This is a genomic window from Mesobacillus maritimus, from assembly GCF_019749255.1.
In the GTDB taxonomy this organism is placed as follows: domain Bacteria; phylum Bacillota; class Bacilli; order Bacillales; family Cytobacillaceae; genus Mesobacillus_B; species Mesobacillus_B maritimus_A.
This window is the reverse complement of record NZ_JACWFH010000020.1, coordinates 1-25,880: the sequence shown is the minus strand read 5'-3', so window position 1 is coordinate 25,880 and position 25,880 is coordinate 1. Positions and strand designations below refer to the sequence as shown.

23 protein-coding genes are annotated in these 25,880 nt (G+C 39.7%); 7 read left to right on the top strand and 16 right to left on the bottom strand.

What is annotated here, in order from left to right; genetic code table 11:
* Positions 1-26: 26 nt before the first annotated feature.
* From H0185_RS15435 to H0185_RS15425, 3 genes are all read right to left on the bottom strand, one after another.
* On the bottom strand, positions 27-746 hold the full coding sequence (locus H0185_RS15435; protein WP_221874410.1) for a response regulator transcription factor: 720 nt from the start codon (positions 744-746) through the stop codon (positions 27-29).
* A 209-nt stretch (positions 747-955) separates the two neighbouring features.
* A complete protein-coding gene (locus tag H0185_RS15430) occupies positions 956-2,026 on the bottom strand; it encodes a site-2 protease family protein (protein ID WP_221874409.1) in 1,071 nt (356 codons plus the stop codon).
* A gap of 360 nt (positions 2,027-2,386) precedes the next feature.
* The gene (locus tag H0185_RS15425) at positions 2,387-3,814 is read right to left on the bottom strand and encodes a DHA2 family efflux MFS transporter permease subunit (RefSeq protein ID WP_221874408.1); all 1,428 of its coding nucleotides are present in this window, start codon (positions 3,812-3,814) and stop codon (positions 2,387-2,389) included.
* Between the two features lie 288 nt (positions 3,815-4,102).
* Between H0185_RS15425 and H0185_RS15420 the strand changes: the two genes are divergently transcribed.
* Positions 4,103-4,687, top strand: coding sequence for a uracil-DNA glycosylase (locus H0185_RS15420; RefSeq protein WP_221874407.1), 585 nt, complete (start codon positions 4,103-4,105; stop codon positions 4,685-4,687).
* A 626-nt stretch (positions 4,688-5,313) separates the two neighbouring features.
* Here the strand turns inward: H0185_RS15420 and H0185_RS15415 are convergent.
* Both H0185_RS15415 and H0185_RS15410 read right to left on the bottom strand, forming a co-directional pair.
* Positions 5,314-6,513 carry a CaiB/BaiF CoA transferase family protein gene (locus tag H0185_RS15415; protein ID WP_221874406.1) on the bottom strand — a complete coding sequence of 400 codons (1,200 nt, stop codon included), beginning with the start codon at positions 6,511-6,513 and terminating at the stop codon, positions 5,314-5,316.
* A 5-nt stretch (positions 6,514-6,518) separates the two neighbouring features.
* Positions 6,519-7,244, bottom strand: coding sequence for an enoyl-CoA hydratase/isomerase family protein (locus tag H0185_RS15410; RefSeq protein ID WP_343223161.1), 726 nt, complete (start codon positions 7,242-7,244; stop codon positions 6,519-6,521).
* A gap of 517 nt (positions 7,245-7,761) precedes the next feature.
* Between H0185_RS15410 and H0185_RS15405 the strand changes: the two genes are divergently transcribed.
* The 3 genes from H0185_RS15405 to H0185_RS15395 all read left to right on the top strand — a co-directional run bounded on the left by H0185_RS15405 (position 7,762) and on the right by H0185_RS15395 (position 11,438).
* Positions 7,762-8,994, top strand: a complete 1,233-nt coding sequence (locus H0185_RS15405) for a Zn-dependent hydrolase (RefSeq protein ID WP_221874405.1) — start codon at positions 7,762-7,764, stop codon at positions 8,992-8,994.
* 306 nt (positions 8,995-9,300) lie between these two features.
* A complete protein-coding gene (gene ald, locus H0185_RS15400) occupies positions 9,301-10,428 on the top strand; it encodes an alanine dehydrogenase (protein WP_221874404.1) in 1,128 nt (375 codons plus the stop codon).
* A gap of 464 nt (positions 10,429-10,892) precedes the next feature.
* Complete coding sequence (locus H0185_RS15395) at positions 10,893-11,438, top strand: hypothetical protein (RefSeq protein WP_221874403.1); 546 nt, start codon at positions 10,893-10,895, stop codon at positions 11,436-11,438.
* Between the two features lie 81 nt (positions 11,439-11,519).
* On the opposite strand, the gene H0185_RS15390 is transcribed toward H0185_RS15395, so the two are convergent.
* From H0185_RS15390 to H0185_RS15360, 7 genes are all read right to left on the bottom strand, one after another.
* The gene (locus tag H0185_RS15390) at positions 11,520-12,869 is read right to left on the bottom strand and encodes an aminotransferase (RefSeq protein ID WP_221874402.1); all 1,350 of its coding nucleotides are present in this window, start codon (positions 12,867-12,869) and stop codon (positions 11,520-11,522) included.
* Between the two features lie 58 nt (positions 12,870-12,927).
* Positions 12,928-13,155 (bottom strand): hypothetical protein, encoded by a 228-nt coding sequence (locus H0185_RS15385; RefSeq protein ID WP_221874401.1) that lies wholly within the window; start codon positions 13,153-13,155, stop codon positions 12,928-12,930.
* 239 nt (positions 13,156-13,394) lie between these two features.
* Positions 13,395-14,876, bottom strand: a complete 1,482-nt coding sequence (locus H0185_RS15380) for an NCS1 family transporter (RefSeq protein ID WP_221874400.1) — start codon at positions 14,874-14,876, stop codon at positions 13,395-13,397.
* Between the two features lie 133 nt (positions 14,877-15,009).
* The gene (hydA, locus tag H0185_RS15375; protein WP_221874399.1) at positions 15,010-16,425 is read right to left on the bottom strand and encodes a dihydropyrimidinase; all 1,416 of its coding nucleotides are present in this window, start codon (positions 16,423-16,425) and stop codon (positions 15,010-15,012) included.
* Between the two features lie 42 nt (positions 16,426-16,467).
* Positions 16,468-17,727 carry an NAD-dependent dihydropyrimidine dehydrogenase subunit PreA gene (preA, locus tag H0185_RS15370; RefSeq protein WP_221874398.1) on the bottom strand — a complete coding sequence of 420 codons (1,260 nt, stop codon included), beginning with the start codon at positions 17,725-17,727 and terminating at the stop codon, positions 16,468-16,470.
* A gap of 31 nt (positions 17,728-17,758) precedes the next feature.
* A complete protein-coding gene (locus H0185_RS15365; protein ID WP_221874397.1) occupies positions 17,759-19,147 on the bottom strand; it encodes an NAD(P)-dependent oxidoreductase in 1,389 nt (462 codons plus the stop codon).
* Between the two features lie 12 nt (positions 19,148-19,159).
* Positions 19,160-20,641: an aldehyde dehydrogenase family protein gene (locus H0185_RS15360; protein ID WP_221874396.1), complete on the bottom strand. Its 1,482-nt coding sequence runs from the start codon at positions 20,639-20,641 to the stop codon at positions 19,160-19,162.
* A 328-nt stretch (positions 20,642-20,969) separates the two neighbouring features.
* Here H0185_RS15360 and H0185_RS15355 point away from each other — a divergent pair, with 328 nt between their 5' ends.
* The 3 genes from H0185_RS15355 (at position 20,970) to H0185_RS15345 (ending at position 23,276) form a co-directional block, all read left to right on the top strand.
* On the top strand, positions 20,970-21,524 hold the full coding sequence (locus tag H0185_RS15355; RefSeq protein WP_221874395.1) for a hypothetical protein: 555 nt from the start codon (positions 20,970-20,972) through the stop codon (positions 21,522-21,524).
* On the top strand, positions 21,508-21,897 hold the full coding sequence (locus tag H0185_RS15350; RefSeq protein WP_221874394.1) for a hypothetical protein: 390 nt from the start codon (positions 21,508-21,510) through the stop codon (positions 21,895-21,897). Before H0185_RS15355 ends, H0185_RS15350 begins: the two co-directional genes overlap by 17 nt.
* A 179-nt stretch (positions 21,898-22,076) precedes the next feature.
* On the top strand, positions 22,077-23,276 hold the full coding sequence (locus H0185_RS15345) for a CynX/NimT family MFS transporter (protein ID WP_221874393.1): 1,200 nt from the start codon (positions 22,077-22,079) through the stop codon (positions 23,274-23,276).
* 68 nt (positions 23,277-23,344) lie between these two features.
* On the opposite strand, the gene H0185_RS15340 is transcribed toward H0185_RS15345, so the two are convergent.
* The 4 genes from H0185_RS15340 to H0185_RS15325 all read right to left on the bottom strand — a co-directional run bounded on the left by H0185_RS15340 (position 23,345) and on the right by H0185_RS15325 (position 25,722).
* Positions 23,345-24,166, bottom strand: coding sequence for an MBL fold metallo-hydrolase (locus H0185_RS15340; protein WP_221874392.1), 822 nt, complete (start codon positions 24,164-24,166; stop codon positions 23,345-23,347).
* A 96-nt stretch (positions 24,167-24,262) separates the two neighbouring features.
* Positions 24,263-24,721, bottom strand: a complete 459-nt coding sequence (locus tag H0185_RS15335) for an APH(3') family aminoglycoside O-phosphotransferase (protein WP_246629228.1) — start codon at positions 24,719-24,721, stop codon at positions 24,263-24,265.
* 15 nt (positions 24,722-24,736) lie between these two features.
* The gene (locus tag H0185_RS15330; protein ID WP_221874390.1) at positions 24,737-25,036 is read right to left on the bottom strand and encodes a protein kinase family protein; all 300 of its coding nucleotides are present in this window, start codon (positions 25,034-25,036) and stop codon (positions 24,737-24,739) included.
* A 161-nt stretch (positions 25,037-25,197) separates the two neighbouring features.
* Complete coding sequence (locus H0185_RS15325) at positions 25,198-25,722, bottom strand: GNAT family N-acetyltransferase (RefSeq protein WP_221874389.1); 525 nt, start codon at positions 25,720-25,722, stop codon at positions 25,198-25,200.
* Positions 25,723-25,880: the final 158 nt, after the last annotated feature.

Here is a 25,880-nt window from a genome sequence, read left to right as displayed (position 1 = left end):
ACCTTTTGGGAAGGCCTGACCTAAATTTATGTGCTCTTTTTCTCGAATTTATAACCTAAACCTCTGACGGTTTTGAGATACACTGGCTTTTTTGGAAGTTCTTCAATCTTTTCTCTGATTTTAGAAATATGAACATTGATGGTATTGTCTTCTTCGCCACCCATGTAATAATCATTCCATACATTTTCAAAGATTTGTTGTTTCGTATAAACTCTTCCAGGAGATGCCATCAACAATTCTAGAATCTTATATTCTATTTTTGTGAGTTGGATGACGTCATCTTTTCGGATGATGGAAAAAGTCGCTTCATCTAGAGTCAGGTCTCCCACTGTTTTTTTACGAGTCTTGGATTCTTGCGATGTACCGGTTTCTTCACTTGAATAATTGTAACTACGTCTCAACAAGGCTTGAACTCTTGCGACAACTTCAAGTGGATTAAAGGGTTTTTGAATAAAATCATCGGCCCCTAAACCTAGACCTAGTATCTTATCATTATCTTCATTTTTGGCTGAAATAATAATAATCGGGATTTGTCTAGTTTCCCTGACCTTTTTAATAAGCTGATAGCCGTCAAGAACTGGCATCATTAAATCCACGAGCATTAAATCAATTTTCTCGGTTGAAATCAACATGAAGGCATCCATCCCATCATGTGCTTCCAATACTCGATAGCCTTCTTTTTCTAAATAAAGCTTTAATAGCTCTGTAATTTCTGGCTGATCGTCCACTATCAATATCGTTCTCATCGCCGGAAATCCTCTCTTTATCGTTAAACTTATTTGGGTCGATTTTACTATTAGTATATCAAGTGAAAAAGATTGTTGATAGGATATTTTTATATTTTCAGACAAATATGTAGAAAGGAAGTGATCATCACCATCACTTCCTCTTGCTTTATCATTCTATGTAAACGTAAAGGTGATTCACCTATACTCAATAATGCCTGGTGAAGGCTTTAGGATGCAAATGACCCATCTCCATGTGTACTGAGATACTGAATAACAAGCTGTGTTAGCTTCCGTTCTGCCTCAAAAAAGCCGTACCCCTCAATCCCCTTTTCACATTTTCCTAAAACTTCTTCCAGCAATTGCAATGCCTTTTCAGGTTCATTTTGCAGGTATTTCAGAATCGCTTCACTTCGTGTATAACTTATTGGCTCCATTTTTGTCATGCTCTTATGTAGTTCTTTCATCTTTTGGATATCAGGCTCTCCGGAAAAAAGCTCGTCAATTTGGCGAATATGGGTAATCAATTGAAGATTGATTTTGTTTTTATTTGTAAGGGGAATCTCTTTAAAGGACTCTACCCCACTCGATGCTGCAGTAAAATTGGTTGTAATCAAATCATAATAAAATAAATAACAGGCAATAATTGCTTTAGCAGGCGAAGCTTCTGCTCCTCTTACCTCATCTAATAACTTTTTATCCCACTCTGCTGGTTTCTTTGGCGACATCATTTCCTTCAATAATAAAAGTTCTGCCAAAAATGTTTCTGCTTCCTTCCCACCTTTTCGTAAAAAGAGAAACACAGCACCGTCAGACTTAAAGGTCCCTTGAAACGGAATCGCCGTTGCAAAGAAAATGGCTGCATTTAATATCATAAACATAAAAGCTAGGGAATGATCGGACAAGAGCCAAATAATGAGTCCTACTAAAAAGAAGAGAAGGGTCATAATCGGACCGCCCGCAACAAAGAGCTGGTGACGTTTCACCAAACCGGCTAACTCCCCCTTTCCTGGCACACAACTAGCCACACCTCCGAAGGTTAACCAATTATGATTGGGTACAATTTTCAAATTGGGACTTTTTTCAATGGTGATTGGTCCTACCGTCATAAAGACAAACTCATAATGTGCAAGCTTAGCTCCGATAACATGGCCAAGTTCATGAATAAATAAGACGAGAAACATTACGATCAGGCTAAAGAAAATGGTGTTGGTATTCTCCGCAAATGAAGTAAACGAGAAACCAAATGCTCCAATCACAACGAGAATACTTATGTTTAATGGGGAGAAAACTTTATTCATCTAAGACACTCCTTTAACAATTTTCCAAAATCCGCTAGTACTGCACCACTCACCTAACATCAAAAATCCATGGACTATAAGCACCCCTATCTATGAGTAATTCAAAGAAAGTTCCAAAGATACAGTAAATTCATCCTAAAAGGATGTTTTCATAAAAGTTTGCAAACATCCAAGAGCATATAGCTAGTTTTAAAGTGTCAACCTATGTTTTCAAGTTCATTTCACTTTAATTGAAGTATACCATTGGCTCAAACCTTTTGTCTTTTATCTAAAAAACATCAGAGTCCGTTTAAAAAGAAAAAGAGTGCGAGTCTCCTATATTTCTAGAAGAAACCTAGCACTCCTTTTCATGTTTATTGATTATTGCTCTTTCACTTCATTCAATTGACGCTCACCAGCAGTCTTTGACTTACGGTCTTTAATTGTAAACGAGAGAAGCAATGCAATTGCCGACAGTCCAGTTACCACCATTAAGGCAATATTGGCACCGTGTATGTCAGGGTACGGGATTGCCGGACTCGCTTCAACAGTCGAAGCAGTTGTCGTCATCACCGTTACCAAAACAGCCGTTCCAACCGAAGCTGCCACCATCTTTAATGTATTGTCCATGGCTGCTCCATGAGCAATTAAATGTTTTGGCAATCTGTTTAACGCTGCCGTTGAGACAGGCATCATTACCATGGACATTCCAAACATCCTTAACGAATAGATCACAGTGATATAAGTAAAGGAAGTGGTTGGTCCAAGATTCGTGTACAGATAGGAAGCCACTGTCATGATGGTTAACCCTGTAATAACGAGCCATCTGGCACCGATTTTATCAAAAACTCGACCCGTTATCGGAGATAATAAACCGGTAATCAATGCACCCGGTAATAGTGCCAACCCGGCTTCAAAAGCGGTGAATTCTCGCATATTTTGCATAAATAATGGGATGATGGTTTCAACGCCAATTAAGCCCATAAACGTAATCATCCCGATCACAATCGCCTGTGGGAACAGTGACTCTTTAAAGACGCGGAATTCAAGCATTGGATGAGCTAAGCGGAATTGCCTTAAAATAAAGGCTAGTAGTGAAACAGCTCCCACAGCAAGTGACAAGAGTGTCACAGGCGCAAGCCATCCGGCATTTCCGGCACTAGTAAATCCATAGAGCAATCCACCGAAACCTAAGGAAGACAACATAATAGAAAGAACATCGACTTTTGGCCGACTTACTTCGGTTACATTCTTCAATACTTTTGAAGCAATTAGGATATCAATTAGAGCAATTGGGAAAATGATATAAAATAACACTCTCCATGAATAATGCTCTGTCACCCATCCAGATAACGCTGGACCGATGGCCGGCGCGAACGAAATCACGAGCCCAACTAGACCCATTGCTGCTCCCCGCTTATGGACTGGGAAAATCATAAAAAACACGGTTTGCATGAGTGGGAGCATAACCCCAGCTCCACTTGATTGAATCACGCGACCAAGTAATAACACACCGAAGTTAGGTGCGATTCCAGCAACGAGTGTCCCAAGCGCGAACACACTCATCGCTGTAATAAATAACTGCCTTGTTGTAAATCGTTCCAATAAAAACGCACTAATCGGAATCATAATTCCATTGACTAACATAAAAATAGTCGTTAACCATTGGGCACTGTTTGCGGTAATGTTCATTTCCTCCATAATCGGTGGAATTGCGGTAATCATTAAAGTTTGATTCAAAATCGCAATGAACGTACCCGCCAGCAACAACGCGACAATCGTTGACCTGTTTTCTATTGTTTTACTCATATCAAAATCCTTTCCTGCTTTCTCATTCTCGATTGGACTCCATACACGCCTTAATTAAATGTTAAAGAGCCTACTCACTGATGATGTCTATATTTTACAGCTTCGAACTTTTTCTAAATACTTTATTGATTCTAATCGCGTTGTACGAAAAACTCAACAATAATGTTTGTAAATTTTTGGGGAATAAAAAAAGATACACTTTCATACCAAAAAGGAACGAACATGCGAGAACTCAGTTGAAAATTGGGCATAGTATACACATCATTTTTCTATTGAGGAGGAGTTACTTTGTCTGACTTTTGCGCTTCATTATGGCCAGAAGAGCCAACACCTGAACATCTAAAAAATTGTTCTGAATGTGGCCTCTATAAGCATGGTTCCCGAATGATTTGGGGTGAAGGAAACCCTAATGCGCCAATTATGATTATATTGGATAATCCTGGGGCACGCGAGGATCGTGACAACAAACCCTTCGTTTGTGGGACAAGACAAACCTTGCAAAAAGCAGCCTACGAAGTTGGGCTACAAGTGGAAGACCTTTATGTAACCTATGTTTTAAAAAGAAAACCAACACGAGCATATGAGAAAGAACAAACCCGGCAAATCTGCATGAATCATCTCACTCAACAGTTACAGGCAATGCAACCAAAAAGGATTGTCTGCCTCGGAAATATTGCTGTTCAATCCTTTTTTCAAAATCAAGAAATGGATGTGAAATCGTTACGAGGCAAAGTCCATGATGTTAATGGGTACACAACAACCGTCGCTTATCATCCTCTAGCGGTAAGGAGACGTCCTAATTTATGGCCACTTTTTATCGAGGATTGGAAACTAGTAGCAGAGTTTGGGGCAAACCTAGGGGAAGGTCCATAGTCTCCCAAGCGTTCCAATTCCTCATGTCCAAATAGAGCCCAACCGTTTAAAAAAATTCATCCAAAAAGGCAAGAAAGTTCTTTCCAAGCAACAAACGCTGATAGGGAAAACACAATTATTCAACCTAATTTCACAAAAGGAACCATTTCGATTTATGAAAATGTGATAAAAGAAATCGTTTTGCATACATGCAAGAATTTACCCTTGGTTGGAAAAGTGAGCAATATTGAATATCGTTTGATCCATACACCTAAACTAACCGTTCAAATGGACCTCATATCACCACAAAATCAAACTATTGTCCAAACGATTGAGGAGGATATTCAAGCAAGCATTTTTTAAAGGCTTACTTTCAATTGTTGAGATTGAGTTAGAATCAATTACGATTCAAGTTTCTAGAGTTCAGTTTGAAAAAAGCACTGGAATTGAAATGGTTCTTTAACCTAAATCCGTATGCCTAGGTTTTCGCTCTTATAAAGCAGAAATTTTTATAAAAACGCCTCAGGAAAAAAAGAGGGTTAAAAGAAATCGAATACAAACGATGTCTTTTAACCCTATCCCCTTTACCATTTTACTAATATTAGAATTTTCAATCATCTTAATACATAACCTTCTCTCTAAATTTCTTATACCTTTGCACTCTCTGAAGCAGTAATATTTAAATCACTTAAATCGTTTATTTCTTCCTCACTATATCCTAAGTGACGGAGAATTTCCGTGGTGTTCTCCCCCAATTGTGGCGGAACGGTTTTAATTTCTCCAGGCGTTCGTGAAAATTTTACAGGGATCCCGAGCATTTTGATGCTACCAAGTGTAGGATGATCTTTTTCTACGACCATCTCCCGCTCAAGCAGATGGGAATCATTTAAGATATCTGACATAGAATTGATTGGTCCACACGGAATTTTCCCCAGTTCAAATAAAGTAAGCCACTCATCCACTGTTTTAGTCTGAAAGACTTCATCTAAAAGTGAAATGATCTCTTCACGTTGTTCAACACGCTGTGGATTGGTCGCATACTTAGGATCATCCAAGCTTCGAAGTCCAACAACGTCTACAAATTTCTTCCATAGATGATCATTGCCTACCGCAACAATAAAATGACCATCTGAAGCTTCAAATCCTTGATAAGGAACGATATTCGGATGTGCATCCCCTAATGGTTGCGGGTTAATTCCGGAAGCAAAATAATTACCTGCTAAGTAGGTTTGCCATGAAACCACCGTATCTAACAAGGACGTATCAATCCACTGCCCTTCCCCGGAACGGTGCCGTTCATGTAAAGCGACAAGAATGCCAAATGCAGCCCACATTCCCGTACCGACATCGGCTATGGAGAAGCCTGCTTTGACAGGTCGGCGTCCTGGCTCACCCGTAACAGACATTAACCCACCCATCCCTTGTGCTAAAATATCATACCCAGGCTTTTGCGCATAGGATCCAGTTTGACCAAAGCCTGATATCGACGCAAGAATAATGCCTTTGTTGTGTTCCTTTAACACCTCATAGTCAATGCCCAGCCTTTTTAAGGTTCCTGGTCGGAAGTTTTCGACGACAACGTCTGCATCCTGAATCAGTTTGAAAAAGACCTCTTTCCCTTGCTCTTCTTTTAAGTTCAAAATCATGCTTTTTTTATTTCGATTGACGCTTAAAAAGTAGGCACTTTCATCTTGAATAAAGGGTGGACCCCATTGTCGGGTATCGTCCCCGTTTGGTGTTTCAATTTTTATTACTTCTGCACCAAGGTCGGCTAGCGTCATCGTGCAATAGGGCCCACTTAAAATTCGGGTTAAGTCAATGACCTTTATTCCTGTTAATGGTTGCATTCGAATCATCTCCTCAGAAAATTTGGTTTTCTTTTTTCCACAAATGAACGAACTCCTTCAGTGAAGTCAATCGGATCCAGACTTGAACTTACACCAGTTTCCCATGGAATTGAGATGGTTGGGTTGTTAAAGGATACAGACCTTTTAACAGCCAAGACAGAGGCTGGAGACTGTTCCATGATGATCTTTCCGATTTGAATGGTGAATGAATTGATATCTTCGTCTTCTTCCAAAAGGTAATTTAAGAAACCTAAGTCATAGCATTCTTTTGGTTTTAGTAAGCGATCGGTATAAACAAGATCCATCGTCTGACTTTTGCCAATATAATCAGCAATCTTTTTGACGAAAACTTGATTCAAGGTAATTCCGAGTCTTTCGACAGGAATTCCCATTAAAGTATTAGACGTCCCAATCCGGATGTCACATGCCAAGGCTAGTTCAAAGCCCGCCCCCATCGCAGGTCCATTGATGCTACCAATCGTAGGCAATGGGATCTTTTCAAATGTAGATATAGCTTCTTCCATTTTGTTGAAGGCCAGGTTCGCTTCTTGCATAGAAAGTTCGTTAAATTGCTTAATATCCGATCCCGAGGTAAAACGGTTTTTACTTCCCCGTAAAATCACCACTTTGTTTTTTGGATTTTTAGGAATCCGCCTTCCTATGTCTGCTAGGTCTTCCCACATTCTGTTGGTTAATGCATTCTTTAAATCTGGACGGTTAATCGTTACAATCGCAAAAGAACCGCTTTCTTATAGCGTAATTTTGCCATCTTTTTCGGTCCGTTTAATCGTCACCCTCATCGAGTTTTTCACTCCTTCCTTCCTTTGTATTTTCAAAAAACCCTTGTTTTAGGCCCTCTATAAAGGTAGTTAATTGAGCTGGGCTGAGTGCCACTCTAGGACTTCACTTTTCGTGAGCAAAACCGTATATCCCCTCAGAATTTAAAGATATCATTGTTGGAATTCATTTTTAATAGATTGCTTTAATAATATTATATTAAATCACTTTATTCAATTAATTTTTAAAATTGATTTATTTTTTAATATTTACAAGTCCCCACTTAAGGAATTCTTCATTTTGATAAAAATAATCATCCCCATCTGCCTGTTCTCCGACTGCAAGGTTTCAACAAAAATTCTGAAAAGTTAAAGAAATATAAAATATTTTATGTTATTATTAAATTAATATTTTATTTTATATGTTATTAATGCATATAAAAAACTAAATATAAAAAAGGAGTGTGCAATTATGCAAAAGCAGAAGGTCTTAATTAATGGCGAAAGATTGAAGCTTACTCTTGAAGAATTTGCTGATTTTGGACGGACGGAAAAGAATGGAGTTACACGGCTTTCTTTATCTGAAGAAGATCGATTAGCTCGAAACTATTTTCGTTCCTGCTGTGAGAGCCTGGGTTTAGAGGTAAAAGTAGACGACATGGGGAATATGTACGCTACATTAGAAGGAATAGAAGATAAGCCACCAATTGTCATTGGATCCCATCTTGATTCCGTAAAAAAAGGGGGCCGGTTTGATGGCGTATTTGGAGTACTTGCAGGGCTAGAAGTGATACGTTCACTAGTAGACCATAAGATCAAGCCAAAGGTTCCGATTACGATTGCCAATATTACGAATGAAGAAGGCGCACGTTTTGAACCATCGATGATGGCATCTGGGGTGTTATCAGGCAAATTCGATAAAGAGAAAATGTTGCAGAGCACAGATAAAGATGGAATTAAATTCGGTGAAGCGTTAAAATCCATCGGTTACGAAGGCGATGAAGCCAACCGCTTAAGAGAAGCTAGTGCTTTTGTGGAAATTCATATTGAACAAGGACCAATCCTAGAGCATGAAAATGTGAATATTGGTGTTGTTGAATGTGTACTTGGAATGTGTTGCTATGAAATCGAAGTAACTGGGGAGTCCGACCATGCTGGTACAACACCAATGTCGATGAGAAAAGATGCCCTTTTTGCAACAAACAATTTAATTACCGAAGCTCGTGCAAAATTACAGAAGCTAGATAACGATTTGGTTTATACTATGGGAAGATTGAACGTCTACCCTAGTATTCATACTGTGATTCCGAATAAAGTCGTGTTCACTTTGGAAGCAAGACACAAAAATCCAGCTACCATTCAAAAAGTAGAAGAAATTGTTCATAGTTTAACTCAATCTCCTAATCATGAAGGGTGCGAGATTAAAGCAACAAAGCTATGGGGGCGCGATACTGTTTGGTTTGACGAAGAAGTAGTTAACGCTGTTGAACAAGCGACAAAAACTCTAGGCTATTCCTATAAGAGAATGGTGAGTGGTGCAGGACATGATGCCCAATTTCTTCAAAGCTATATTCCATCCGCTATGATTTTTATTCCTAGTGTCAATGGAAAAAGCCATTGTGAGGAGGAATTAACGAGCTGGGAAGACTGTGAAAAAGGCGTGAATGTCGTATTAGAAACCGTCCTCTCTCTTTTATCCAAATAGGAATGAAATAGGAGTGAAATACGAAAATTTCCGGAAATCCACCTCCAGGATCTCCGGTTTTTTACGCAACTTACATTGATTTTATAATTTTATGATTGCACCTTTAAATATTTAATTTTGTATGATAATAAAATGATTTTATGTTAACATTGCAAATATTAATAAGATATAATAAAATCATAGTGAGTATAATGCTAACAAATACACCTTTTATTACCTGTCGCAACACGTCTAAAAACAATTCCTCCAGCTTCTTGTGAGGAGGATGGGTCCTTACCATTCGTTATTATTAAGGAGGAACTGAAAATGTTAATTGGTATACCTAAGGAAATCAAAAACAATGAAAATAGGGTTGCCCTTACCCCTGCGGGAGTAGCCACTTTCTTGAAATCAGACCACCAAGTAGTCATTGAACAGAACGCTGGAATTGGCAGCGGGTTTACCGATGAGGATTATATCAAAGCTGGTGCTCAAATCGTTCAAAAAGCAGAAGATGTTTGGTCTAAAGCTGATATGATTATGAAAGTAAAAGAACCGATTCAATCAGAGTACCATCATTTTCGTTCTGATACGATTCTTTTCACTTACTTACATTTGGCCGCTGAACCGGAATTAGCTGATGCACTAATAAAAAGTGGGATGACCGCTGTTGCCTATGAAACTGTCGCCGAGAATCGCACCCTTCCCCTCCTTACTCCAATGAGTGAAGTTGCTGGTCGCATGGCTGCCCAGATTGGTGCGCAATTCCTTGAGAAGCCAAAGGGTGGAAAAGGGATCCTTTTAAGTGGTGTCCCAGGTGTTTCGCGGGGGAAAGTGACCATTATTGGCGGTGGAGTGGTTGGAACCAATGCTGCTAAAATCGCAATTGGCCTTGGAGCGAATGTGACCATTATTGATTTGAGTGCCGAACGTCTTCGCCAACTTGATGATATCTTTGGTTCAAGCATTCAAACATTAATGTCTAATCCATTAAACATTGCCGAGGCAGTTAAAAATTCAGATCTAGTCATTGGAGCTGTTTTGATACCCGGAGCAAAAGCGCCAAAATTGGTTACTGAGGACATGGTTAGAACGATGTCTCCTGGCTCAGTCATCGTCGATGTCGCCATCGATCAGGGAGGAATTTTCGAAACGGTAGATACAATCACTACTCATGATTGTCCTACCTATGACAAATTTGGCGTTGTTCACTACGCAGTTGCGAATATGCCAGGCGCTGTTCCACGGACATCTACCTTAGCCTTAACGAATGTGACCGTTCCCTATGCGCTCCAAATTGCCAACAAAGGGTTTAAACGAGCAATAGCTGAGAATAAGGCGCTGGAGCTCGGAGTCAATACTGTTGGCGGAACGATTACCTATAAAGCCGTCGCAGATGATTTGGGCTTGGAATATGTACCCGTACACAAAGCTTTAAATACTGTGACACTATAAAACTACCTGTAACAAGTGGTCTCCAAAAAATTTTAGCAGGCAATATCTGTTGTGCTATGTGAGTACTTAACACCCCCCTATTGATTCCCTCAAGGTGGTTTCTTGAGGGATTATTTGGTGTTTAGTACATTTTTTATTAAAAAAAGACTATAAATTCTGAATCTTTTTGTTTATTATAGAAAAAGAAGGCTTCTTTTTTTTTCTCCAAAAAAAAACATTGTCGTATTACCTAACATACTGATGGTTAAAACAATCGTTCCTTGCTATGCTAGAAACAAATGAAGCTTATTAAGTGATACATAAAAATAACAAGCTTCAGCCAATTTCACCTTTCTATTAGTCTAAAATCTATGTTGAAACCCAAGAATATGTATGCGCTTTCAAACAGGTTGGAATTATACTTTGGAAATTACTTTATTACAGTAACACCAACTTTTATGTGCAAATAAGGAGGATGTTGTTGAATGATGAGAACCGCCTATCGAGGAGTTAGCTTTCATGAGGCGCAAGAAGTTGTAAAAAACCAAAGATATGACCGTACAGAGTCTAGGGACTTTCTGAATGGAGTAGCAGCTCGCTCATCTTTCGGACAGGGACTTTATCTTGTCAACGACCAAGAGCTTGCTGCAAAGTATGCCTTTTGCCACGCAGAGGTAGAAAATGATGAACAAGCGGTTATTCTTAAACAAAAAATCCACCTGATACATCCGTTTATTCTTAACTATAAATATAGCGAAACCCGATTAAGGTCAGAAGCATTAAACTGGAAGTTGGATCAAAACACTAGTTTAATTAAGGAATCTACAGATACCGTTGAACATAGCATCGAAACCTCTAGAAAGATTGGGCAAGTGATTCAAGAATACCTCTGCCATCATTCCTATGACGGAATTATTTATCATCTAAATGATGAGCTTATTTATTATGTTCTGTACGACCAAGCTACGCAAGTGGAAAACATCGAAATCGATTTTGTCTTTAATATTAACCTCCTAAAAAAAGAGTCGTGACCTTTCTTTCTATCTCCTGTCTAAGAAAAAACAAGAACAGGCTATTCGCCTGTCCTTAATCAATTCAACTTTTAGAAGAGTTTACTTCCGGTCTTGTTCCTTTATTACCGCACTTACCGTGTCTACAAGGAAACGTAAATCCTCTACAGTTGAAGATAAAGGTGGAGCAAGAATTAACACATTTTGATAGCCTGGAATGGTGTCGCCATTTCGACCAATGATGAGTCCTTGCTCTTTGCATGCTGCAATGATTTTCCCTGATACCTCTTCTGTAGCAGGTTCTTTCGTTTCCTTATTTGCAACTAGTTCAATTCCATAAAGAAAGCCAATTCCACGAACTTCACCAACGCAATCAAGATTTTCTAGATTTCGCAGCTCACCTAAAATGGAACCACCTAGCTCAGAGACTCGCTCAACAATTTTTTCGTTTTCAATGATTTCAATATTTTTCAAGGCAACGGCACAAGCGGCTGGATGTCCACCAAAAGTGGATACATGACGGAAATGCTGCTTGTCTCCGGTCTCTTTAAACTTTTCATAAATATAAGATTGAACAGCGGTTGCGCCCAATGGCATATAGCCGGAGGTTAATCCTTTCGCCATTGTGACAATATCTGGTTGCACCCCTTCCGAATGCATGAACCCAAACATTTCCCCAGTTCTACCAAACCCCGAAACTACCTCATCAACAATTAACAGAACATCATTCTCTTTACAGATTTCTGCGACTCTTGTTACATACTCCTTCGATGGAATCAATACACCCCCACCTGAAATAATTGGCTCTAGAATCACACCGGCTACCGTGTCTGATCCTTCCCAATTAATTACTTCTTTTATATACTCGGCAGCTGCCAAATCATCCTCAAACGTATTGCGATAGCTATATGGTGGTGGGACATGAAGGAAACCAGAGGCACTTGGACCATATTTGTCTTTTCGATTAGCCTGAGCAGTTGCGCTCAAAGCACCCAGAGTAGAACCATGATACGCACGATACCTTGAGATAAATTTATATTTACCAGGATTGCCATTTTGTACATGGTATTGCCTAGCAATCTTAAACGCTACCTCATTCGCTTCAGAGCCACTATTTGAAAAATAGGTGGTATACGATCCTTTTAATAATTGACTTAACTTTGAAGAAAGTTCAATTGCTGGTACATGACTTAGAGTAAGTGGAAAATATGAAAGGTCTAACATTTGTTCATATGCCGCTTGAGCAATCTCTTTACGGCCATGCCCTAGGTTTAGACACCACAGACCTGAAACCCCATCTAAATAACGATTCCCGTCCATATCACTAAACCAGGAGCCTTCCCCTTTAACCGCAATCGTTGGATTGCCATTTGGGTTAAACCGGCTCATTGAATGCCATAAATGCTCTTTATCCTTTTCAATTAAACTCTGATTTTCTGTTTGAACTTGCATGCTTTTCCCTCCTGACTATACTTTCTGGCTTCACATTTTTTAACTAAAACTAAGTTCCTTACCCAACAGCACTTTTCTTCTGATTCGCTATTATAATAGAAGAAAAATATTTTCTAGCATCTGCTGTTAAAATTTGAAGTTCAACCTTGTCTTCTTGGTTTTTCGTGTATGTGAATTCTACAAAGGCACCACTTAAATTTTCATGTACCTTGGTAATTACATAATCCTTTTGAAGCAACCGATCAATTTTCTCTTTTTCTTCTAAAAATTCTTTGTAAGATGACATGTTACTACCTCCGTGTTTTGTTTTATTTATTGGCTGTTTTAGCATACTTAGTTGTTATTTCATGCAGTAATACGTGAAAATTAGTTCGATCCATTGCGCTCCAGACACTATAATTTTTAAATAATACTCAAAAGCAACAATCTTTGCGAAAACAGCCTAGTTATTAAACCTGGGGCTATTCATTTGGCACTAACAACTAGGTGTACACACCTACCATATATTTATAATCTTCTGATAACTCAAACCCTAGCCGTGCCGGTTTCCAATGGTCGATCGATTGTTTCGGTTGATTCTTCTGTTTCAATCACCCAATCACGCCCAACGGTAATCCCCAAATACTCCTCATCGCTAGGATTAAGCAATTCTGCCTGTTTGTATTTCTTAAACCACCAATATTTCGTTAATACATAATAACAAACTGCTCCAACCAAGAATCCTACAAAGAAAGAGTAGGTTGATAAGATAATCGCTAGTATTCCACTGATTACCCAGGAAATCATCCCAGCCCAATTGATTCCCCTATGATATTTATATTGGCCGTCCAATTCATACAAATCTGGCACATTGACCCGACGCTTGCGGACTACATAATAATCTGCAAAGATAATGCCGACTATTCCTGACAAAAGCCCCCCGCATACATTTAGAAATGGCAGCAAATACGCAAATAACTGCCATGGTTGAGTGACAATTGCAATGATCCCTGCTAACGAAACCCCAATATAAAAGGGGATTTTCGGCCCGCCAACGTTTGAAAAAATCGTCCCAGCTGGCACGAGGTTCGCAGTTGTATTTGTGGACCATTGGGCAAAGACAATCATTAAGAGTAAGATGGCTAATACGATACCGCTTGCAGTCGATTGCATCGCCGCAATTGGATCATAATTGCCAAGAGCAATATACCCTAAACCTCCAATCAAGACCATTGCTGTTTGGGTTAAAGGCAAGGCAATGAGTGTCGCAACCAAGGTGCTTTTATTTCGTCTAAACCAGTTTCTTTCATATTTAGGCGCTTTAATAAAACGTGAAAGTGTTGAAAAATCAGCAGCAAGTGTCGACCAATATCCCATGTTTCCAACCAAAACCGTCATAAATGCTGTAAACAAAGCTGCTCCTGTGACGGGGCTTTCTACCCACGTCCAAACATTTCGATCAGATGCGCTTGCTTGATCGACAAGAGCAAAGTACATCCAAATGGAAATGAGGATAAGAATTGGCGCTGCTAAGTCTGCAAATTTTTCCAATGCTTTGATTCCAATCGAGGTATTGATTACCTGAACAACAACAAAAATTAAAAAGCAAACGAACCAGTTATCAAAACCAGTTAACACATTTAAAATTCCATTGATGGCGGCTGCACCGAAATAAGAATTAATCCCAAACCAAATCGAGGCGGCCAATCCTCGTAACAAGGATGGGATATGGGTTCCAATAGTTCCAAATGGAGCACGCAAGTAAATCGGAAAGGAAATGCCATGTTCAATCCCAATATCGCCAATTAAGACCATAAACACGCCAATAATAAAGCAGCCGACAAGGGACGCAAGTAAAACCCATGTTAACGAGATTGATTGTACTCCCGTTCCCCCGAGTGCAAAGGCAGCCAACACAACAGCCATTCCAACCCACATCATCGAGAAGCCAAATGTCCCAATGCTCCTTTCCCTATGGGCAATAGGCAGTAGATCTGGAGACTTTAAATATTGACTCTTTTTCTTCATGACATCACTCCTTTAAAAACTAAAGTATCGAACGAAAGTCATGATGCTGAATAAAAGGAAGGAAAGCTCCTTCCTTTTATCCTCTAGGCTACTCTCGAAAAAACTAGTAGCCTACTATTTGGTTTGAATCATGCTATTGTAATACCTTTTGAGCTGTAGCGGCGGTTGCTCTCTCAAAGCGTTTGCGCTTTAAATACTGACCACTTCCAGGATTCCCAACAAATGCTTTATCGCGAATAACAAACTCGCCGCGTGATAAAACTGAAATTGGTTCTCCGGTTACTTTCATTCCTTCAAACGCATTGTAGTCGACGTTCATATGATGCGTATCAGCACTAATGGTTCTTTCTGCATTTGGATCAAAGATGACGATATCAGCATCACTGCCAACCGCGATGGTTCCTTTTTGTGGGAACAACCCAAACAATTTGGCAATACGTGTAGAGACAATATCAACAAATTGATTGATCGAGATGCGGCCCTTTTTCACCCCTTCAGAGAAGAATAAACTGAAACGGTCTTCGATAATTGGACCACCATTTGGAATCTTAGAGAAATCACCTTTCCCTAGATCTTTTTGTCCTTTAAAATTAAACGAACATTGATCAGAACCCAATGTCTGAAGCTGACCGCTCTTCAGTGCGTTCCATAATACGTCTTGGTTCCACTTTTCACGAAGAGGTGGAGACCACACGTACTTAGCACCTTCAAAGTTTGGTTTCTCTAGATAAGATTGATCAAGTACAAGATACTGTGGGCAAGTTTCTCCATACACATGCAGGCCCTTTTTACGAGCCGCTTCAATTTTTTCAACGGCGTCCGCACAGGAAACGTGAACCACATACAACTGGGAATCCGCTAACCCCGTTAATGCTGCCGCTCTTCCAGTCGCTTCTCCTTCTGCTTCAGGAGGTCTTGTTAACGCATGATAAATGGGGTCCGTATTGCCTTCCGCTAGTGCCTTTTTAACGAGGAAATCCACAACATCGCCATTTTCAGCATGAACCATAACAAGAGCGCCATGTTCTTTCGCTGTTAAAAGGGTACGGAACAACGTTTCATCGTCCGCCATGAATTGGTTTTTATAGGCCATGAAGACTTTAAAAGAGGTAATTCCATCTTCTTCAATAATGGTTGGAAGTTCATTTAAAACATTTTCATTGACCTCACTCACCATTAAATGGAAACCGTAATCAATGACGGCTTTATCTTTGGATTTATCATGCCATTTTTGAATTGAATTCTTTAATGGCACCCCTTTATCGGTTAAACAGAAGTCAATCACAGTTGTTGTTCCACCGTAAGCTGCAGCGATGGTCCCTGTTTCAAAATCATCCGCTGTAACGGTTCCACCAAATGGCATTTCCAAATGGGTATGTGGGTCAATTCCACCAGGGAATAAATACGCTCCTTTTGCATCAATAATTTCATCTACATTTTCGGAAAAATTCTTTCCAATGGCTGCAATTTTTCCATCTTCAATTAGGACATCTGCTTCATATTGATCGGCTGCTGTCACAACTACTCCGTTTTTGATTAATTTTTTCATCTATTAATCTCCTCCTTCTGTTTAACTAGGTTTTTTATGTTGTCAGACCGTAAGTTTAATAGCCGCTTGGCGTTCATTCCATGTCATCGGTTCACCGTTAGGAATTTCGATCATATCAATCGCCCCATCAACCGGACAGACAATCGAACATAAGTTACATCCGACGCAATCCTCTTCACGGACGCGTAGAATCGCCTCACCAGAATCGTCCGTAAGCATATCGATACATTGATGGGAAGTATCTTCACAGGCAATATGACACTTGTTACAGTTGATACAGGTGTCATTATTAATGCGGGCAACAACTTTGTAATTTAAATCAAGGTTGCCCCAGTCTGAATACTTCTCAACAGATTTCCCAATGATTCCATCTAAGTCTACAATCCCTTTGTCATCAAGATAATTGTTCAATCCATCAATCATATCCTCGACAATGCTAAAGCCATGATGCATCGCTGCGGTACAAACCTGAATGCTGCCAGCACCCATAAGCATAAATTCAACCGCGTCCTTCCAGTCCGAAACTCCTCCCATTCCTGAAATCGGGAGGTTAATCTCAGGGTGACGGGCACATTCAGCAACCATGTTTAAGGCAATTGGTTTTACAGCGGGACCACAATACCCACCATGTGCCCCTTTGCCGGCAACGTTAGGAATCGTGTTCCAAGAATCGAGGTCAACTCCGGCTAAACTATTAATGGTATTAATCATACTTATAGCATCCGCCCCACCTTGGACCGCTGCATAAGCGGTTGCGGTAATGTCGGTAATATTCGGTGTGAGCTTAACGATGACTGGTACCTCAGCCACTTCCTTTGCCCAATACGTTTGTTTCTCTACTAATTCAGGTACCTGACCAGAAGCTGCGCCCATGCCACGCTCAGCCATGCCGTGAGGACAACCAAAGTTTAATTCAAACCCATCAACCCCAACATCCTGAACCCTTTTGACAATTTCATGCCAAGCCTTTTGATTTGGCTCGACCATTAGCGAAGCAATCACCGCATGATTGGGAAATCTCTTTTTCGTTTCATAGATTTCTTTTAAATTGACCTCTAGTGGGCGGTCAGTAATTAACTCAATATTGTTAAAACCAGCTACGCGCTGTCCGTTATAACTCGTTCCTGCAAAACGAGAGGATACATTCAAAATGGGGTCTCCTAGTGTTTTCCATACTGCTCCGCCCCAGCCTGCTTCAAAGGCTCTTTGCACTTGGTAGCCTGAGTTGGTTGGTGGAGCTGAAGCCAACCAAAATGGATTCGGCGCTTTAATGCCGGCAAAGTTTACACGTAAATCTGCCATTCAAATTCCTCCTGCCTATTTTAAAATTGACTTATGCATTTTCAACTGCCATATGATCTGCTGAAATGAATTTTTGATGAATGGCATGTGCCGTTAACTTCCCTTGTTGAGCGGCAGTTACTACCATTGCATCCCCCTGCCCATCCCCAAAGATCACATCGCCTGCAGCGTACACCTTTGGATTCGATGTCTCATGTGTTTCTTGATTAATTTTTACGATGCCTCGATTATGATCTAAACCAAGTTCCTCAATTAAAGATACATAACGACTTTGGCCAATCGCTTTGATTACAGCGTCTACTTCCATCGTAAACTCTGAATCTGGTACTTCGACAGGGCGGCGGCGTCCTGATTCATCCGGCTCACCAAGTTCCATCCGTACGCACTCTAACGCTTTCACTTTGCCATGTTCATCTGTCACAATTTTCGTTGGTTGTGTCAGCCAGCGGAATTCCACGCCGTCTTGCTTGGCAAATTCATATTCAAATTCATAAGCGGTCATTTCCGCTTCTGTTCTACGATAGACCATCTTCACATCTCCAGCTCCAAGGCGTACAGAACACGTGGCCGCATCAATGGCTGTATTTCCGGCTCCAATGATGACGATTTTCTTTCCGATAAACTGATGGTCGAGCGGAGGAGTTTTCGTGTTTTCGACGAAATCAATCGCATCATATACGCCTTCTGCCTCTTCCCCTTCGATGCCTAGCATCGGCACTTTTGACATCCCGATTGCTAGAATCACAGCATCATAGTTCGTGAGAATCTCCTCTACCTTGACATCCCTTCCAACCATCGTATTTGTATGAATGGTAACACCAAGATTTTCAACTTGTTCGACTTCCCACAAAGAAACTTCTTGAGGCAAACGGAAGGAAACAATCCCATAGGTATCCAAGCCACCAGCTTTTTCTTTTGCTTCGTAGATGGTTACTTCATATCCAATGCGAGCCAATTCACGAGCCGCAGATAAACCTGCAGGACCCCCACCAATAATCGCAACTGATTTGCCCTTTGCATCACCCGCTTTGAATAACTGCTGGTTGTTTTGAATCGCCCAGTTGGTCGCATGTCGTTGTAGATTTCCAATCATGATTGGAAGTGAGGCATCATTTAGGACACATGCCCCTTCACATAACTCTTCAGTTGGGCAAACGCGCGCACAGCTAGCTCCGACAGGGTTCGCCTCCATGATGACTTTTGCTGATCCCTTCAGATTTCCAGAGGCAATTTTCTTAATAAAAGATGGAATGTTAATATCTGTTGGGCAGGCTTTAATACAGGGTGCGTCATAACAGTAAAGACAGCGGTTGGCTTCATCCATTGCTTCTTTCTGAGTTAAAGCAGGTTCAATTTCGCTAAAATTCACTCTTAAATCATCTAAGGATATCTTCTTATTTTTTACACGGTTTAAATGCATACAATCCCCTCCTTACTGTTTTCCTTGCGGCTTGATATAAACCGTTTTGTATTCTGTATAAAAATCAATCGCTGTACTTCCCACTTCCCGATATCCACCTATTCCTGTCCCTTTAATGCCACCAAATGGGAATTGTGGCTCGCTATAGGTAGAAGGCATATTCACATGGGTAAATCCAGCTTCAATATTGTTGATAAACTGCATTGATTTTTCCAAATCATTTGTGTAAATCGTTGAAGAAAGCCCATACTCAACGTTATTCGCCCATTCCATGGCTTGTTCAAAATCCTCCGCAATCATCAAACTGATAACCGGTCCAAAAATTTCTTCTTGAGCGATCGTCATATCAGGAGTGATATTTCTAAAAAGCGTTGGAGCGACGAAATTACCATAAGCATAATCGCCTTCTGTCAATCGTTTTCCTCCTGTTACCAATACTCCGTTTTCTTTTTTAGCAATCTCAATATAGTTCAGAATCGTTTCCATCGAACCTTGGTCAATCACTGGACCCATTTGTGTTCCTTCTTCAATTGGATTGCCAACGTTCAGGTTCTCCACTTTCTGTTTGAGCAAAGCGATAAATTCCTCCGCAATCGACTTTAGAACAATAATCCGACTTGTGGCGGTACAGCGTTGGCCACTTTCACCAAATCCCCCTGCAATTGCGTGATCCGTTGCCAAATCCAAATCCGCATCTTCTAACACGACAAATGGGTTTTTCCCACCCATTTCTGCTTGGAAACGCGCTCCCCGCTTTGCAACGAGTTGATTGATTGCTACTCCAACGCCATTTGAACCGGTAAAAGAGATGGCTTTTATATCTGGGTGGTTGGCAATGGCATTCCCTACTGACGACCCTGGTCCAGTAACAAAATTAATCACACCAGCTGGTAACCCTGTTTCCCTGTATGCCTCCACTAACCAGGAACTGACAATTGGAGTTTGGCTGGAGGGCTTGAAAATGACCGTACATCCACATGAAAGAGCTGTGGCAATTTTCCAAGCTGCGATCGCTAGCGGAACATTCCAAGGAGTAATAATTCCGACGACCCCAATGGCTTCTCGCTTTGTATAACCAATGACTTCTTTATCCCAAGAAGGAATCGTCTCCCCAGTTAATCGCTCAGCTTCCCCCGCTAAGTACCTCATCGCTCGAATCGTTCTGATGACTTCCGCCTTTGCATCAGCATAGGATTTCCCAACTTCTAAGATTAATTGTTTAATAAACTCATCTACCCGCTCTTCAATATAAGCTGCAGCACGAAGAATATATTGTCCACGTTCTGGCGCCGCTTCTTTTTTCCACGTTTTCAATGCCTTCTTCGCTTCTTCAACAGCCTCCAAAACATCTTGCTCATTTGACTGCTGGCAAATTCCAAGTTCCATTCTTCTATCAGCTGGATTTGTCACTACAAACGTTTGGCCAGTCGACGATGGTGTCCAGTTTTCACCGATAAGGTTTTTTAAGTTTTTTATTTTTTCTGAAACCTTCATTTGTGGAATCCCTCCATTGCTTTCCCGTTTAGTACGTACTTTGCGGTTTCCCTTTATCTTAATATTCTTAAAATAATAGTATGATATCAATAACTAGTTGTCAATACTATTGATTGCATTTATATTATACTTTATATTAAATCAAATAATGATTAGTTATTTTTGATACCCAAACATCTGAATATATATCTAGATTTTTTTTGTAGAAAATTAAAGTTCACATTAAATTAAAATTGATATCAAAAAAATTATTTTTTTCATTTATTTATTGTAAAATAAGGGTAGATACAATTTTCGGAAAGATTATTAGGGGAAGAAGTGAACAAGGTTGAAAAGGACTGCGTTAGAAGCCAACATAAAAACAATTGAAGAAAAAATAAAGGCTTACCAAGAAGAACTCAATCAATTACGAGAAGAACTAAGCGCATTAGATGAACAAGAAAAAGAACGAAAGAAATTTGTTTCGTCCAAGGAAATTGTTGATCTTATTTATAGAAAAATCGGTAAAAAAGTGAATATGTCTACGATAAAAAGGTGGGCCGATGAGGGCTATTTGGGAGAAGTTATTGACGAAAAAGAAAAATTTTGGGCACTTCAATCAAAACAAGGAAAGAAACGCTTCGTCTATCCTAAGGTACAAGCGTTTACCTTCTTATATGAAAAAGGATTTTTATTGCCTGAATTTGAAATACTTGATCGTGTTTTGATCATGAATCCAGACGATAGTCACACGATTGGCATTGTGGTTGACTACCACCTAAATAAAGGTGAGTTTCTTTATACAATTCAAATCGAAGGCACGTTTGACATTATTAAAGAAATAAATGAGAGAAAGATAACTTTGGCTACTGGGGATGTGAATAGAGATGAAAGCGAAAATTAGGCTCAATAACAACGTGCCAAATCAGGAGACCGCTCGAAAAATTAGACAAGCAAATCGAGATGCTGATAACCCTATCGATATCTCCTTTAAGGAAGACTTAACTGAGATTTACTTTGAAGGCGAGCGAATTTTCATACCAGAGAAAGATATGTTTACTGAGGAAATGCTTGTTCATGGTCAAGTTAAGGAAAAAAACAATACAATCGAAATTACCCCAAAAGATAAAGGCAAAACAGTCAACCTCCATCTCGATGCCGATTTGGTCGCTGAATTAAATGAAATTAAAAACCACATCGTAAGTAAAACCCAACATGACATCATCCTCGAGATTTTTAAAAAGGGAATGGATCAATATAATAAAGAAAAGAAGTAGAGACAAGGGGACAGGTACACTTGTCCCACGAGGATGGGTTGCGACAATACTAGGTAACATGAAATTCAAATTAAAAAAGCATACAACTACAGCCAGTGCGTAAGGAAGTGAAAGCCTCCTTTTCCCTCTGTTACGCTATAATTTAAAAGGTTTGAACATTAGGAGAGGAGTTACCTTCTTTGGAGTTATCGCATACTAAAGTCAATCCCAAAAATACATCCCTGTACTTATTTATTGCCGGGATTGTGCTTGTAGCCTTTAATCTAAGACCAGCTATTACCTCTTTAGGCCCTTTGGTTGGTATGATTCAAGAAGATGTAGGACTAGCTCACTGGAGCGCAGGTTTATTGATGAGCTTGCCATTAGTCGTTTTCGCTTTGATGTCGCCGCTTGTGCCGAAAATCGCGATTCGTTTAACAAACGAGATGACCCTACTTCTTGGATTATCTGCCTTATTCGTTGGGATTCTCATTCGCTCAATCCCGACACCCTTTTTTCTTTTCACCGGGACTTTTTTAGTAGGGCTCGGCATCGCGATTGGGAATGTACTTTTACCAGCGGTTGTAAAGAGTAAGTTCCCACAAAAATTTGGGTTAATGACCAGTGTCTATTCCACTTCGATGGGGTTGATTGCATCCTTAGCATCAGGGATTAGTGTCCCACTAGCGGTCGATGTAAACCTCGGCTGGAAAGGAGCGCAAGTCGTTTGGGGAATTCCAGCTATTGTGGCCATTATATTATGGGTGTTTCTATTAAAACAAAGTCAAAAAAATAGTGGTGTCAATAAAGTGGTGCTGCCCAGTTCAACTACAATGTGGCGAACACCGCTTGCATGGCAAATTGCCATCTTTATGGGCTTTCAATCTTTTTTGTTTTACTTCACAATTTCGTGGTTACCGGAAATTTTACATAGTCATGGAATGACAATGGAGGCTGCGGGCTGGATGCTTTCTCTTTCCCAATTAGTCGGACTCCCTGCTAGTTTCTTCATTCCTGTATTCGCAGGTCGGGTTCAATCACAAGTATGGATTGCCTTTGCATTGAGTTGTTCCTCCGTGATCGGGTATACAGGATTATTGCTAGGAACTTCTTATCCAATCCTAATTGTCAGTATCATACTAATCGGCATTGCCTTAGGTGGAAGCTTCCCATTAGCCCTCAGCTATATTGGGCTTCGTGCTCGGAATGGCAGCCAGGCAGCAGAGTTATCCGGAATGGCTCAATCCACAGGGTATCTTCTTGCTGCTGTCGGCCCCTTCTTCATAGGATATTTATTTGATCTTACTCATTTGTGGACCTTCCCACTTATCGCGCTCATTATCGTTTCATTCATTGTGATGGTATTTGGGATGTTATCCGGGCGCAATCGGTATGTTTAAAAACTAGTTACCCCTATACAAACAAAACGCTGTTGATTTTTACTATCAACAGCGTTTTTTATCGCAATTTACCTGGATTGTTCTTTTTCCAATAATGAATAGTTTTGTTTATGGAACTTCTTCATATTCCTTGGAAATTTGCAGCCTTCAATTAAGCTCAGGCTACCTGATTCATTGTTTTCTTTCACATATTCCCTCATCTTTTTTATGTAGGAGAGCGAGGCTTGTTGGCGGTTTTTCATTTCAGCAGGATCTCTTGTGGGGTTGCCGTGACCCGTAACCAGAAGCTGTATATTAAACTTAGGAAGAATATCATCCAATAGGCTAATGGTTTTCTCGTATTCTTTGCTATTAAAATAAATATACGGAAACTCAATATCTGAAAAATAGTCTCCTGCGATAAAAATACCTAAAGGCTCGATGATCGTAAAAAGTCCGTCATCATTATGGCCAGAGGCTTGAAAAAAGGTTAGTTTCGTCTGTCCAATTTGCATGCTCTGTTCATTGTCCAAGATTGGGAAATCGACTTCTGGATAGGAAATGCGATAATCTCTTGTGATATAGTAGTCATCATCAAAGCTCTTAATTTCTTCTATAATCCGCTCTTTTTCCTGACTTGGTTTATCAGCAAAAGCTTGGCTTGCGATTACCTTTACTTCCGGAAATGCTCCGTACCCAATAATATGATCAAAATCAGAATGAGTAAACAATAGAAAAAGAGGACGATTTTGCCGAACATCCTCGACATACTGTTTTATCTCAATAATTTCATGCGGCAACCAGCAAGGGTCCACCACGATTACACAATCATTGGTCACGATAACCGACGAAATGGTTTCATAAAGGGAGCTGCGGAATAGGGTAATACTTTCATCTTTCCAGATAATCATTCTTCTTCTCTCCTTCCGTGCTTTTTATTCTCGGTAAACTTCACTTCTTTTTGACAGTTTCTTCATTTCGTTCATCTTTATGCTAAAAGTGAAAGCTTAAAAAAACTCATCCAGCAGTTGATAATAAACGACCTTTGTTTCATCTATATCTTTTAAACCATATCCCTTAAGAAAAAAAGGAACATGCTCCCTTCCAAAATTACTAGTAATACTCCTGATTGCTAGCGCTAAATCTTGATATCTATCGGCAACTCCTGCTCTCCCCAGGTCGATAAAGCCGCTTATCTGTTCCTTATGTATAATAATATTTGGCAAGCAAAAGTCCCCATGAGTAAAGACAAGATCTTCATTCTTTGGTTGACTTGAAATCAGGACTTTATACAGCTCCTGTGCTTTCAAACCTTTTCTATTCTCATCAAAATCATCTTCATCAACAAGTCCATTTTCAACTCTTCTTTTTGCCTCTTTCAATTTCACTTCTAATCTTTGATTAAACGGGCAATTTTCGATGTTTACATTATGTAATGTTTTTAACTCCGAACCCAAAAGTTGCATCAATAACGGAAATTATCATTCGTGGCTTTTATCGGAAGCGTTGAATCCTTTTAGTTCGGAAACTAGTAAATATTCATTTACTCCATTGTTTCCATAATAAAGAACCTCTGGTACGAAGAGCTTCCCTCGCAACCACGCTATTTTTTCTTTTTCATCATATAGGTTTTCTATAGAATCTTTAGGTTGTATTTTGAGATATAGATTATCCTCTTTGCCTTTTAATAAAAATGTCATTGCCTCAGAATGGCCCACGGTAATGTGTTCCCAATAATATCCAGCAACGCTACTCGCTAAGCTCGGTGGAAGTTCTTTCATTTATACACCACATTCATAATCTATTCAGCGGAATCAATTCTACTTCGTATCGTTTTCTTATCCTAAAGGTCCTACGATTACATAAGGAATACCAAACCTAAATTCCTCTCATTTATATAAAAAAAGCTAGCTCACGCTGCATTCTAGTGGCAAGCCTACAATTATTTAGGTTGATAATCCCACCGTTGTAAAGAATAGTAGGATAATTGGTCTCTCAATTCAACGTCCCTTTTAAACCCGAATGTTTCCAGAATTTTAATAGACTTTTGATTATTCGTTTCAACAGATGCATCAATTGTATCAAGCCCCATTGTTGTAAATCCAAATGATATGATTTCCTTTATCACCTCTGTCATATATCCTTTTCCCCAGTGACTTTTTGATAAGTCAAAGCCGATTTCTCCAATAAGTTCTTCATCATTATGTCTAAGATAATGGAAGCCAATTGTTCCAATAAATATACCATGACTCCTTTCAACTATCCCCCATCTGCAACCTAGGTCTTCCTCATGATAGTGAATGATTTCTTCAGCTTCTTTTAAATCCTTACAAGGTTCAATATCCATAAACCTTGTAACAATGGGATCTGAAAAATGCATGAATACCTCCTTAGCATCTTCTTTCGTTAAAATACGTAGAATTGTTCTTTCCGTTTCTAGCGTTGGGTACTCTTTTATGATTTTCATAGGATATAATCACCTCAATATTTTAATTCACTAATTCACTACTCAAACAATTCATGATTGTGCTTTTCATAGACATTTTTTTGCTTCTTTATTAGCTTTTTTCCTTGAGCACGCTTCTCATAGACTTTTTTTTGCTCTTTCACTAGATTTTGTCCTTG

Excerpts from the sequence above, each read along its gene's own strand:
- H0185_RS15335 (WP_246629228.1), bottom strand. The coding sequence starts at position 24,721 with ATGCAACTTTTGGGTTCGGAGTTAAAAACATTACATAATGTAAACATC.
- H0185_RS15435 (WP_221874410.1), bottom strand. The coding sequence starts at position 746 with ATGAGAACGATATTGATAGTGGACGATCAGCCAGAAATTACAGAGCTA.
- H0185_RS15325 (WP_221874389.1), bottom strand. The coding sequence starts at position 25,722 with ATGAAAATCATAAAAGAGTACCCAACGCTAGAAACGGAAAGAACAATT.
- H0185_RS15340 (WP_221874392.1), bottom strand. The coding sequence starts at position 24,166 with ATGATTATCTGGAAAGATGAAAGTATTACCCTATTCCGCAGCTCCCTT.
- preA (WP_221874398.1), bottom strand. The coding sequence starts at position 17,727 with ATGGCAGATTTACGTGTAAACTTTGCCGGCATTAAAGCGCCGAATCCA.
- ald (WP_221874404.1), top strand. The coding sequence starts at position 9,301 with ATGTTAATTGGTATACCTAAGGAAATCAAAAACAATGAAAATAGGGTT.
- H0185_RS15395 (WP_221874403.1), top strand. The coding sequence starts at position 10,893 with ATGATGAGAACCGCCTATCGAGGAGTTAGCTTTCATGAGGCGCAAGAA.
- H0185_RS15330 (WP_221874390.1), bottom strand. The coding sequence starts at position 25,036 with ATGAAAGAACTTCCACCGAGCTTAGCGAGTAGCGTTGCTGGATATTAT.
- H0185_RS15415 (WP_221874406.1), bottom strand. The coding sequence starts at position 6,513 with ATGCAACCATTAACAGGAATAAAGGTCATTGACTTAACCCGAATTTTA.
- H0185_RS15360 (WP_221874396.1), bottom strand. The coding sequence starts at position 20,641 with ATGAAGGTTTCAGAAAAAATAAAAAACTTAAAAAACCTTATCGGTGAA.
- H0185_RS15350 (WP_221874394.1), top strand. The coding sequence starts at position 21,508 with ATGAAAGCGAAAATTAGGCTCAATAACAACGTGCCAAATCAGGAGACC.
- H0185_RS15385 (WP_221874401.1), bottom strand. The coding sequence starts at position 13,155 with ATGTCATCTTACAAAGAATTTTTAGAAGAAAAAGAGAAAATTGATCGG.
- H0185_RS15380 (WP_221874400.1), bottom strand. The coding sequence starts at position 14,876 with ATGAAGAAAAAGAGTCAATATTTAAAGTCTCCAGATCTACTGCCTATT.
- H0185_RS15430 (WP_221874409.1), bottom strand. The coding sequence starts at position 2,026 with ATGAATAAAGTTTTCTCCCCATTAAACATAAGTATTCTCGTTGTGATT.
- H0185_RS15425 (WP_221874408.1), bottom strand. The coding sequence starts at position 3,814 with ATGAGTAAAACAATAGAAAACAGGTCAACGATTGTCGCGTTGTTGCTG.
- H0185_RS15405 (WP_221874405.1), top strand. The coding sequence starts at position 7,762 with ATGCAAAAGCAGAAGGTCTTAATTAATGGCGAAAGATTGAAGCTTACT.
- hydA (WP_221874399.1), bottom strand. The coding sequence starts at position 16,425 with ATGAAAAAATTAATCAAAAACGGAGTAGTTGTGACAGCAGCCGATCAA.
- H0185_RS15365 (WP_221874397.1), bottom strand. The coding sequence starts at position 19,147 with ATGCATTTAAACCGTGTAAAAAATAAGAAGATATCCTTAGATGATTTA.
- H0185_RS15390 (WP_221874402.1), bottom strand. The coding sequence starts at position 12,869 with ATGCAAGTTCAAACAGAAAATCAGAGTTTAATTGAAAAGGATAAAGAG.